At 68.1% G+C, this 11063-nt stretch carries 11 protein-coding genes; 3 read left to right on the top strand and 8 right to left on the bottom strand.

Annotated features, from left to right (window positions below):
- On the top strand, positions 1 to 399 hold a 399-nt coding region (locus tag AC5RWT_RS29715), incomplete at its 5' end, for an urease accessory protein UreD (RefSeq protein ID WP_494083339.1).
- Here the strand turns inward: AC5RWT_RS29715 and AC5RWT_RS29710 are convergent.
- The gene (locus tag AC5RWT_RS29710) at positions 384 to 1376 is read right to left on the bottom strand and encodes an EamA family transporter (RefSeq protein WP_494083338.1); all 993 of its coding nucleotides are present in this window, start codon (positions 1374 to 1376) and stop codon (positions 384 to 386) included. The two genes, AC5RWT_RS29715 and AC5RWT_RS29710, sit on opposite strands and share 16 nt — an antisense overlap.
- A 105-nt stretch (positions 1377 to 1481) precedes the next feature.
- Between AC5RWT_RS29710 and AC5RWT_RS29705 the strand changes: the two genes are divergently transcribed.
- Positions 1482 to 2036 (top strand): CGNR zinc finger domain-containing protein, encoded by a 555-nt coding sequence (locus AC5RWT_RS29705; protein ID WP_494083337.1) that lies wholly within the window; start codon positions 1482 to 1484, stop codon positions 2034 to 2036.
- On the opposite strand, the gene AC5RWT_RS29700 is transcribed toward AC5RWT_RS29705, so the two are convergent.
- The 7 genes from AC5RWT_RS29700 to AC5RWT_RS29670 all read right to left on the bottom strand — a co-directional run bounded on the left by AC5RWT_RS29700 (position 2033) and on the right by AC5RWT_RS29670 (position 9981).
- Positions 2033 to 2980: a DUF4261 domain-containing protein gene (locus AC5RWT_RS29700; RefSeq protein ID WP_494083336.1), complete on the bottom strand. Its 948-nt coding sequence runs from the start codon at positions 2978 to 2980 to the stop codon at positions 2033 to 2035. The two genes, AC5RWT_RS29705 and AC5RWT_RS29700, sit on opposite strands and share 4 nt — an antisense overlap.
- A 41-nt stretch (positions 2981 to 3021) precedes the next feature.
- Positions 3022 to 3459, bottom strand: coding sequence for a hypothetical protein (locus tag AC5RWT_RS29695; RefSeq protein WP_494083335.1), 438 nt, complete (start codon positions 3457 to 3459; stop codon positions 3022 to 3024).
- Positions 3460 to 3566: 107 nt separating this feature from the next.
- Positions 3567 to 4178, bottom strand: coding sequence for a hypothetical protein (locus AC5RWT_RS29690; RefSeq protein WP_494083334.1), 612 nt, complete (start codon positions 4176 to 4178; stop codon positions 3567 to 3569).
- 10 nt (positions 4179 to 4188) lie between these two features.
- Positions 4189 to 5538, bottom strand: a complete 1350-nt coding sequence (locus tag AC5RWT_RS29685; RefSeq protein ID WP_494083333.1) for an MATE family efflux transporter — start codon at positions 5536 to 5538, stop codon at positions 4189 to 4191.
- A 126-nt stretch (positions 5539 to 5664) separates the two neighbouring features.
- A complete protein-coding gene (locus tag AC5RWT_RS29680) occupies positions 5665 to 6897 on the bottom strand; it encodes a flavin-containing monooxygenase (protein WP_494083332.1) in 1233 nt (410 codons plus the stop codon).
- Between the two features lie 95 nt (positions 6898 to 6992).
- Positions 6993 to 8636: a LuxR C-terminal-related transcriptional regulator gene (locus AC5RWT_RS29675; RefSeq protein ID WP_494083331.1), complete on the bottom strand. Its 1644-nt coding sequence runs from the start codon at positions 8634 to 8636 to the stop codon at positions 6993 to 6995.
- A gap of 184 nt (positions 8637 to 8820) precedes the next feature.
- On the bottom strand, positions 8821 to 9981 hold the full coding sequence (locus AC5RWT_RS29670) for an MFS transporter (RefSeq protein ID WP_494083340.1): 1161 nt from the start codon (positions 9979 to 9981) through the stop codon (positions 8821 to 8823).
- 232 nt (positions 9982 to 10213) lie between these two features.
- Between AC5RWT_RS29670 and bcp the strand changes: the two genes are divergently transcribed.
- Positions 10214 to 10678 carry a thioredoxin-dependent thiol peroxidase gene (gene bcp, locus AC5RWT_RS29665; protein ID WP_494083330.1) on the top strand — a complete coding sequence of 155 codons (465 nt, stop codon included), beginning with the start codon at positions 10214 to 10216 and terminating at the stop codon, positions 10676 to 10678.
- Positions 10679 to 11063 lie beyond the last annotated feature (385 nt).

Raw genomic sequence — 11063 nt, 5'->3', positions numbered from 1 at the left:
GCCACCCGGATCGATCTAAACTCCACCGCGCGCCTGTTCATGCGTGAGGAGCTGGTCCTCGGACGCCACGGGGAAAGTCCGGGGGCGCTCCGGCAGCGGCTGCGCGTTACCCTCGCCGGCAGGCCGATTTACGACCAAGAGCTCGCCGTCGGCGACTGCGCTCCCGGCTGGAACGGTTCGGCGGTCACCGGCGGGCGCAGGGCACTGGGCTCGGCGTTCATCGTGGACCCGGCCGGAAGACCCCACGGCAACACGGACGCGTTCGGCCCGGCCGATGTCCCTGAGACGGCGCTGCTGGCCCTCAGCCCTGGCGCGCTCCTGATCTCGAGCCTGGCAGCGGACTCGATCCTGCTGGCCCGGCAGCTGGATGCCGCCCTTGCCCACTACACCAAACTCTGAGCGGGCTGCCTGACCTTGAGCTTGGGTCCCCTGAGTTCGTCGGCACGGACCAGCACCACCCCCGCCACGATGAGCACGCCGCCCACCAACTGGATGGCAGCGGGCAGCTCGCCCAGCAGCAGCCAGGCCCAGATGACGGCGAAGAGCACCTCTGTCAGGGAGACAAAGGAGGCAACCTTGGAACCGAGGGCCCGGGCGGCCATAATGCCTGTGACATAGGAGAGCACCGTGGACAGGAGAACCAGTCCGACCAGCGGCACCCACCATTGCGTTTGCCAGCTGGCCAGCTGCACATCGGCCGTACTGAAGCTCATCGGCAGCAGCTGGACCGCTCCGAGGACCACGATGGTGGTGCCGCCCACCAGCAGCCCCCCGGCGGCCAGTACCAGCGGAGGCAGCGAATCGTTCTGCTTGGCGGTGATGAAGAAGTAGACCACCAGGCACACTGCGGCCCCCAGCCCCCACAACACGCCGGCAGCGTCCAGTTTCATCGGACCGAAGACGTCGAGCACCAGCATGAGTCCGGCCACGGCCAGCACGGCCCCCGCAATGGTTGCGGGCCGCGGCAGCCGGCGGCTGGTCATCCAGAGCCACAGGACTATCAGCACCGGCGCAAGGAACTCCAGCAGCAGCGCCACCCCGACGGACAGCGTGGCCACGGCGTTGAAGTAGAAGAGCTGGCAGCCCGCCACGCCGATCACGCCGAACAGGACGATGGTCTTCCAGTTCTGCCGCAGCTGGCCGAACCGGCCGCGCAGCATGAGCGCGGCGGGCAGGACCAGCACCAGCGCCGCGCCCACCATCCGAACCGCCACGGCGGAGCCGGGAGTCCAGCCGGCTTCAAGCAGTGATTTCGCGAAGGGGCCAGAGAGGCCGAAGACCGCCGAAGAAGCCAAGGCGATGCCGACGCCGGCCACTGCTGACCCGGGGTGCTGCGGAGTTGTCAGCGTACGCTGCCGGGCGGTGGTTGAAGCCATAGTGGGTCCTTGGGTGTGCGGTTCGCTCCCGGCGCAGAACGAGGCAGTCAGGAGTCATCAGCGGTATACTCCTGACAATAACGCTGCCGCTGTTCAGGAGTCAACATGATCTTTGCTCATGACACCGAGCACTCCCTGGTGGACGCGGCCCGGCTCATCAACACGGCGGAAGTGGGCCCGGACGCCCTTGCCAGCGTGGCGGATCTGGACGCGCTCGTGGCTGACTTCGGTTTCACCGGTTCCCGGACCCATTCAACCGCTGAGTTGGAGGCGGTCCGCGCCCTGCGCCCCGTGCTCAGGGAGGTCTGGTCCGCGACGGAAGACCGCGCCGTCGTCGTTGTCAATACAATCCTGGCCGATGCCGGCGCCATACCGCAGTTGGTCAAGCACGACCAGTGGGATTACCACCTGCACGCCACCAGCCCTGAGGCGCCGCTGGCTGTGCGGATGGCCGTGGAGGCGGCGATGGCACTGGTGGACGTGATTCGCGAAAAGCAGCTGGACCGGTTGCGGATCTGCGCCGCCGACGACTGCTCCGCGGTGCTGGTGGACCTGTCGAAGAACCGGTCAAAGCGCTTTTGCGATACCGGCAATTGCGCCAACCGGACGCATGTCGCTGCTTACCGGGCACGAAAGTCGGCGCTGGCGCTGCCGGACTAGCGGCTGCCCGCCGAGTAGGGCGCACCCGGGTCGAGGTCGATCACCGTCCGCAGCGGCGGCAGCAGTGAATCTTCCCAGCTGGCGGTGAATTTCATGCCCTCCGGACCGTTCAGCTGGCTGTCCGCTTGGATGACGAGACCGTGTTCGAACAGGTAGGCGGCCACATTGAAGGCCAGTTCCACGATCTGGTTCGGATCCTTGTCGCGGAAGTGAACCTGCACGTCGGGCAGGCCAAGCTGGTACATCCCCAGGCTGTCCACCACCATGGCGCCCTCGTCATTGCTGACCAGGAAGAACCGCATATTGACCGGGCCGGCCAGCGGGTGCGCCGCCTCAAGCTCCCCTGGATGCCGCCAGTGGGAATTGTGCAGCCACCGGACCGCGGCCGGCTGGGTCTCCGCGGCCAGCAGGCGCAGCACCCGCTGGAAGGACTCGACCCGCGGCTTGGGTTCGAACCCGCTGGCCACCACCTCCGTCACCAGAATGCGGTGGGTGCAGCCGGGCACGTGCTGATCGGCGTCCGGCCAGGACCAGCTTTGGTCCACCGGACTGGCTTCCAGCGCCTCAAGCGCGGCCATGGGTTCGCGCGGAACGGCGACGCCGGTGCTGAGCCGGACGGTCTTCACGCCCGTGGAGCCGTTGATGTCGAACGAATGGTCTGCGTGCGGCAACAGGGCCACGCCCTCGGAGAAGGAGGCGCCGGGGAATTCGGCAGCCAGCCGGGCCCGCAGTTCAGCGCTGAAGAGTCCCGGGTCCGAGCGATACCAAAGCTCGGCGGCCAACGTGGTCTTGGCCTCAGGGGCGCCACCGCGGGCGGTGGCGTCATGGATGGCGGTCTCGCGAGAGCCAGAAGGCGAACGAGGGGCTGCGGTGAAGCCGGGGGCAGCTGGGCCGCTGGAATCGGCGGTACAGGGCAGCTGCGGGGAAGGTTCGCCGGATGTCATGGTGTCAGCTTGTCAGGCCCGGCTGTGCCGGCGCCAGCAGATCAGCGGCGCGCGCCGTCGTTGTCGTCGTCGTCGTCGTTTCCCGAAAGCCGGTTGGTGGCCTGATCAGGATTTACGCCGGACTCCGCCGCCTGCTGTTCTTCCACCTGGGCCCGGCTCTGCACCGTACCTGGAGCCGGTACGGTGCCCGCGCCGCCGGGGATCTTTGACGAGACGCGATGAATGCCCGAGCCCTGGCTGAGGTGCTCCGGGTTTTCCTTGGTGGACATGGTCAACACCGCCACAATCAACAGCGAGGCAATGAAGGCGATGCCGGCCCCCGTCACCCCGAGATCCCAGCGGAGCAGGTTTCCGGACCCGCCGGTGGCGAAGACCATGGTGAGGAAACCGGCGACCAGGGCCAGTACTGCCGAGAAGATCAGCGGGCCCTTGACGGACATCCGTCCTTCGTCCGGACGGCCAGACGCGTTCTTGCCCACGATGATTTCCTCCTGCTGACGGGTAAAGCCTCCAACCAGTCTACCGGCCGTAGAAGTTGTCGCGCAGGCGCCGGTGGCGGGAACCACACTGAGACGCCCGGCGGGCGTCAGCCGGCTGCGGGCTGCCTGGCGTCATGCCGCAGGCTGAGCGCGGCGATCAAGAGGACGACGGCGATAATAATCGCCGCTCCGCCCAGCACACCCAGCAGCGCATGCGGGCCAAGGTACGCGAAGAACGGGAGAGCAGCGCCGAAGCCCACGGACACCGCTCCGGTGAGCAGCCAGTCGCGGGCCAGCACCGAGCCGTCCTCCGCCGGGGACGCGGCGACGGCGCCCGCACCGTGGGCATTCAGCGCACGGACCGAACGGTGGCTCCACCAGAGCATCAGCTCCGCGCCACCGGAGACCAGCAGGGCCGCGGTGGCCAGCACCGTGAACACCGGCACAGTCTGCAGGGCGCAGGCCAGGACGCCGGCCACAGCCAGCACGGCAGCCTGGAGCAGCAGCAGCTGGCGGTAGGACGCAGCGGCCGGTTTGCGGGCCAGCAGCCAGACTGCCCCGCCGCTGAGCAGCAGGAACAGTCCGCCGGCCACAGCCATCACGGTGCGGTCGGGCTCCTGCCAGAAGATGGTGGTGGCGCCGAAGGCAGCAGCCACCAGGGCACGGACCAGGACCGGCTGCCAGAAGGCTGCCGCCTGCGTAGTACTCGGGATCGTCACGGTTTCAAGCCTAATGCGCCCCGGTGACCATCCATGCATCGTTGCGGACCCGCCAGCCCAGCGTGAGCGCGCGCGCCGCGGTGTAGCCCAGCCCGAAGGCCGCCCACAGCCAGAGCAAACCTGCCGTGCCCATCAGCCCGGCCCTGTCGACCCACACCAACAGGGGCACGTACACGGCCAGATTGACGACGCCGGCAAGCGCCAGATAGCGGGCGTCGCCGGCGCCAATCAGTACGCCGTCCAAGACAAAAACGAAACCGCAGAGCGGCTGGCTAAGGGCCAGCAGCCAGATTGCCGCCGTGAAGGCCTGGTGCACCGCCGGATCGGAGGTGAAGATCCAGCCAAGCACCGGGGCAACAGCCGCCAGCAGCAGCCCGGTCACGACGCCGAAACCGACGCCCCAAACAATCATCCGGCGGGTCAGCGAGTGTGCCAGCACCTTGTTCGACGCCCCGAGTTCCTTGCCGATCAAGGCCTGCGCCGCGATGGCGATGGCGTCCAGCGCAAAGGCCAGGAAGCTGTACATGGTCATTACCAGCTGATGGCCCGCCAGGCTGACCGGGCCCTGTGAAGTGGCCACCAGTACGGTGGCGAGCAGGGCGATGCGCATGCTCAGGGTCCGAAGCATCAGCCAGGACCCTACCTGCGTGGTGGCCTTGAATCCGGCCCAGGTTGGCCGCAGCGGCACGGAGTACTTCACCGCTCCGCGGTAGACGATCACCAGGTAGACCGCTGCCATTGCCCACTGGACCATGCTGGTGCCCATGGCGGAACCGGCCACGGAAAGGCCCATGCCGTAGACCAGCAGGAAGTTCAGGCCGATATTGGCCAGGAAGCCGATGCCGGCAACGAGCAGCGGCGTCTTGGTGTCCTGGAGGCCGCGCAACACCCCGGTGGCCGCCAGCACGATCAGCATGCCCGGCAGGCCGGGCATTGACCAGCGCAGGTAGTCCACGGCGAATTGCTGCACGTGCCCGCTGGCTCCCATGGCCGCGGTCAGGTGCGGCGCGAAGGCCCAGCCGGCGGCAGCCATCACCACACCCACCAGCAGCGCCAGCCAGATGCCGTCCCGTCCGACGCCGTACGCTTCCGCCATGCGGCCGGCGCCGAGCAGCCGGGCCACCGCAGGTGTGGTCGAGTAGGCGAGGAAAATCATCAGTCCGACGACGGTCTGCACTACCGTGGCGGCCAGCCCCATGCCGGCCAGTTCCGCCACGCCGAGGTGTCCCACGATGGCCGAGTCGGCCGCCAGGAACAGCGGTTCGGCGATCAAGGCTCCGAACGCGGGGATGGCGAGTGCAAGGATGCGCCGGTTCAGGCTGCGTCCCTGCCGCTGTTCTACGGTCTTCTCCCGATTCACGCCTCCCAGCTTAGGCCTCCGCCCGTCCGGTTCCCGGAAAGGATGCAGCGGGTCCGCCGGCCATGAAATGCCGGCAACCGACCTTCCCAGCTGGCCGGCGCCCATTCCGTCCCGGTCGCACGGGGGTTACGCGGCAACGGTGGGTTTGCCCCCGGAGCCGGCGGCGCGAGCGGGCTGCCCGACCGGCCGACCAGCGGCGCGCCCCAGTGCCCGGCTACGGCGGTAGCCGGTCCGCGGCGACCCGATGTACCCGGCCACATACTTTGCGTCGCGGCAGGCGCCGGGCAATGTAGCCGATGCCGCCGAATACAGAAACTTCAAGCCGAGGAAGTACAGCCCGGGAGCCGACTCCACGACTCCGCGCCGCTGTACTGGCCGGCCAGTATGGTCAAAGATGGGCAGGTTTACCCACTCGAAATCGTTCCGGTATCCGGTGCACCAAATCACATTTGCTACCTCCAGCATCCGGTCGCCGCTGCCGGCGCCCTTGTGGGTCCCCTCCACAACGGGCTTTCCCTCCCGGATGCCCACGACACGAGGAACCGACTGCACGCCTGCGGCGGCGAGATCGCTGAGCTTGGTGCGAATGAGCGGGGCTGCGTGGACGATGAAATCCGGTGCAACCTTGCGTCCCACGGGGGTGTCGAGGGTGAGCACATGCAGGCCAAGGAAGCGCACCACCGGCAAGGCGAAGCGCGCCGCCGTGCGGCCGTGGCGGACGGGCAGCTCCGCGCTGGGCCGGCCCGCCACCCAGGTAGGATGCGTTCGGCTCACTTCCAGAGCGATCTCCGCCCCCGAGTTGCCCAGCCCGACGACGAGAACGCCACCCGGGTGGAGCTGGCCGGGTCCGCGGTAGGTGCTGGAGTGAATTTGCAGTATGTCTGGCGACAATTGCCCGGCGAACGGCGGGAGCTTGGGGACTTGCTCGCCTCCGGTGGCCACTACAACATTGCGCGCCGCCCAGCGCTTTTCACCGGATGCTGCTATATACGTATCGCCCTGGCGCCACAGCCGGTCCACCCGGACGCCGGTGCTGACCGGGAGTTTGAAGCGGGCCGCATACGCCTCCAGGTAGTCCGCCTGCTCGTCCTTGCTCGGGAAGGTCAGCGCGTCGCCCGGGAATGGCATGCCGGGCAATGCGTCATATTTTGCCGGCGTGAACAATCGGAGCGAATCCCAACGCAGGCGCCAAGCGTCGCCGATCCGCCGGTGGGCATCGAGGATGAGAAATTCACGGCTCTGCTGGGCAAGATGGTAGCCCAGCGCCAAACTGGATTGACCGCCCCCGATGATGAGGGTGTCGACGGTCGTCGTTGGACGGTCGTCCTGGTGGGTGTCGATGGTGTTGTCTCTGGTCATGGTCATAACGCTATGGACCAGGCATGGCAGAGGCATCGAAGAAAATACCCATCTTCGACAGCCAGCGGATGGGTATTTCGGTGCAGTCCTGCCAGTCAGCGATCCCGCTGCAGCAGCCCGTGCTGGTAGGCGTAGGCCGTAGCGGCGGCACGGGAGCTGAGGCCCAGCTTGAGGAAGATGTTGCTGAGGTGCCGGGCGACCGTTTTCTCGCTGAGGAACAGTTCGGCGGCGACAGATCTATTGGTGGCGCCGGAGGAAACCAGACGCAGGACCTCGGTTTCGCGGGCCGTCAACGGGTTGGGGACTACTGGCGGTTCCCGTTGCAGCGACCGGTCCAGCTCCGCGAGCGCCTGGCGTGCGCCGAGCTCGGCGAACACGGTTCGGGCGGCCTCGAACTCCATGGCCGCAGATTCCTCGTCTCCCTCGGCCTGGAAGGCACTTCCCAAAAGGACCCGGCAACGCGCGGCCTCGTAAGGTGCCTCAAGCTGATTCCACAGCATCCACGCTCGGCGCAGTTTCCTGATGGCTTTGGGGACCTCGTTCTCACGGAGAAGAACCGCGCCCTCGGCGAAGCCTGCGATGGCTTCCGCCAGTGGCATCGTGCTGGACGCGTACAGGGCCGCCAGTTCCTCGGCGCCGGAGCGGGCTGCCGCCACATCGCCCGCGGCCAGTTCAATGTCGATCCGGGCCGGCAGCAGCCGGCGGCGCGTGCCCGGGTCGGCCTCGGCGACAGCGCGGCGGATGAGCGACAGGGCAGCCGGGACATTCCCCTGGGCCAGGCGGAGCAGGGCCAGCCCGGGCTGCGGATCGACTCCTAATTGGTGTGCCCGGCCGTAGGAAACCTCGGCAGCCGCTGTATCCCCGCACAGCCGCTGAACTTCCGCCTGCTGGTAGTACGCTCCAAATACCGCGTAACGGTCCCCTTGCCGGAACCGTTCCTGTGCGGCCTGTGCCGCCGTTAGTGCCTCGTCCCAGGCGCCATGCAGACAGTAGAGTTCCGCCCGGTGCATCTGGCAGTGGCCGCTGAAGGCGACCAGATCGCGCTGCCCGTCACACCAGCGGTCCAGTGCGGCGGTCCACTGCTGCGCCCGGTCGATGTCGAAAGCAAGTTGGCAGCCCTCGACGACGGCGCAATAGATGATGCCCGCCGGGATGGGCGATATTTCCCCGGCCGTCACCGCCACCATAACTTCATCGAGCAGCGTCAGACCGGCGGGGACTCTCCCGAGCATGATCTGCGCCCGTCCCTGGCCCAGCCGCGACAGCGCCATCAGATCCGGGTCATGGAAGTGGTCGGCGCATATTTCGGCCTTTTTGAATTCCAGCGCGGCGGCCTCGGCATCTCCGGCATTCAGGGCGCCCATTCCGGCCGGGACACAGAGGAAACCCTCAACCGGCGACTGCCCGGGGATGTCGTCGAGCAACCGCCGGGCCCGTGCGAACCAGCCTGAGCTGCGGGCCTGTTCACCGACCCTCATCAAGTGCATCCCCAGCCAAGCGGCGCACTGCGCGGCACCGGATGCATCACTCAGAACCAGATACTCCTCATGCGCCCGGGTCAATCCCTTAATGCCGTCCGGGATGAGCCCGAGAAGGACGGCCGCGGTGGAGTACAGCTCAAGATCGTGGGCCGCGAGTTGGCCCTCCTGGTCCGCTGCGGCCAACTGCTCGAAGGCGTCGCGCCAGCGGTGCTCGGCGTAGGCGATCCGGCCACGGTCAAGAGCTGTGGACGTGGACATTATGCCTTCCCGCGACTGCCATGTCCGGCGCCCGGCGGCGTCGAACACCGCGCCAATATTCGGCCGGGTACCCCTATTCGCCAGAGTACCGGGGCCTCGCCAGCGGAACAACGGGCCTAGGGTCAACCGTCAGCTGAAGGCTGTGCTGGCGGGAATGCTCACCCCACGAGCACGCAGGCCGCCGCTAACGTCCCGCAGCGGTCCGCCGCGGCCGCAGGGCAAGCACCGCCGTCGTTCCCGCGAGGACGGCGAGCGCAGCGGTGAACGCCGCGACGCCGGTCCAGCCGAACCGGCCGAAGAAGAGCCCTCCGACCCAGCCCAGCAGGCTGGACCCGGCGTAGTAGAAGAGGTTGTAGAGGCTTGACGCCTGGGCCGCGCCCACCGTGGCCAGCCGCGGTATCCACCCGGAGGCCACCGAATGGGCCGCGAAGAATCCGCCGGTGAAGATCAGCAGACCCAGCAGGATCAACGGAAGCGAATCGGCGAGGGTGACCGCCAGCCCGGCGATGCTGACCACGATTCCGCCCAGCAAGACCGGCAGCCGCCCGGTCCTGACCGTCAGACCGCCGGCCACCCTGGAACTCACCGTGCCGGCCAAGTAGGCCAGGAACAGCAGGGAGGCCAGCGAAGCCGGGAGGGAGAACGGCGGCGCCTCCAGCCGGAAGCCCAGGTAGTTGTACACGGCAACAAAGCCGCCCATCAGCAGGAACCCCTGCGCGTACAGCGCCAGCAGCGGCACCGAACGTAGATTGGCCAGGATCCGCTCACCCAGCCCGGGTCCCTGGCCGTGCAGCACCGGCCGGAACCTGCGCGGAGCCGGTGCCAGCCGCACGAACAGTACTGCGGCGAGCGCTGCCGCCAGGCTCACCGCCAGCACGCCCATCCGCCAGTCCGCCCACTCACCCACCGGGCCGGCGATGAGGCGCCCGGCCAGGCCGCCGACGGTGGTGCCCGCCACGTAGGTGCCGGCAGCGACCGCTGCGTGCAGCCGCTGCACCTCTTCGTTGAGGTAGACCAGCGCTACTGCCGGGATCCCGCCCAGCGCCGCTCCCTCCAGCAGACGCAGCGCCAGCAGGGCCGGGAAGTTCGGCGCCAGCGGCAGCATCAGACCCAGCACGACGGCGGCGCTGATCGCCCACGTCATGGTGCGCTTGCGTCCGGCGCGGTCGGCCACGGCCGACCAGGGGATCACGGCCAGGGCCAGGCCGATCGTGGCGGCGGACACGCTGAGTGCCGCGTCAGCGGGGCTGGCGTTGAAGCTCCGGGCGAGGCCCGGCAAAACGGCCTGCACGGAGTACAACTGGGCGAAGGTGGCGAACCCGCCGAACAGCAGCGCGAGCAGCATGTTGCGGTATTCCCGGCTGCCTTTGGGGTGGCCCGCCCAGGGTTGCTCCGCACTACTCACGGATCCGATGCTATGCCGGGCTGCCCCGCGGAGCGCATTCCGTGTCGAACGCCGGCCGGATGCCTCAGGCATAGGTTGAAGCCTACGCACCAGCCCGGCCGGAGCTCCGCCACTACACTCGAAGGAGCAGGCCGGTTCTCGCAACTGGTTCGTCCAATGAAGGAGGATCTTCGTGTCCCAGCTCCAGCCAGGTATGCCCGCCCCCGAGTTCACCCTCGCCGACGCCGACGGCAAGAAGGTTTCGCTGTCCGACTACGCCGGCTGGAATGTGGTGCTCTACTTCTACCCCAAGGCCGCCACCCCCGGCTGCACCACCGAGGCCTGCGACTTCCGCGACAGCCTCAACTCCCTGCAGGCCGCCAACTACGAGGTCATCGGGATTTCGCCGGACGGTCCAGAGGCCCTGCAGGCGTTCAGCGAGGCCGAGAACCTGACGTTCCCGCTGCTCTCGGATCCTGAGTTCGCCGTCTCCAAGGCCTACGGCTCCTACGGCGACAAGGAGTTCGGCGGGAAAGTCATCACCGGCACCCTCCGCAGCACCTTCGTGATCGGATCCGACGGAACCCTCCAGCACGCGGAGTACGACGTGGACGCCAAGGGCCACGTGGCACGCCTGCGCGAAACCCTCGGGGTCTGATTCCCTTCGCCTGAAACTCAGATACGACGGCGGCGGCTTCGGCCCCGCCGTCGTATCGCATTAAGCACCCGATCCGCGCGTACCGGCGGCCGGAATCGCTAAGCGGCGCCTCGCCGAGCGAGGAACGAGCGAGGCAGGGCAGCGCGGAGAGGGCCCCGCCGGGGCGATGAAGTCGCCCCGGGGAGGGTCCGCGCCACTGCGAAGCCGCGTGCGATTCCGGCCGGCGGATCTTCAAGCAGGCGCGCTAAGCGTCAGGCTCGCTGCGGACGCTGAGCCGGGCCGCGGCGGCACCGCCCAGTACGGCGCAGGAGAACCAGATCGCGCCGCCCGGGCCCAGCGGCGCGGCCACCAGGCCGGCGGCCAGCGGCAGCACCACCTGGCCCAC

Source organism: Arthrobacter sp. Dra40 (assembly GCF_059091905.1).
This window is presented reverse-complemented; position numbering and strand designations above follow the sequence as displayed.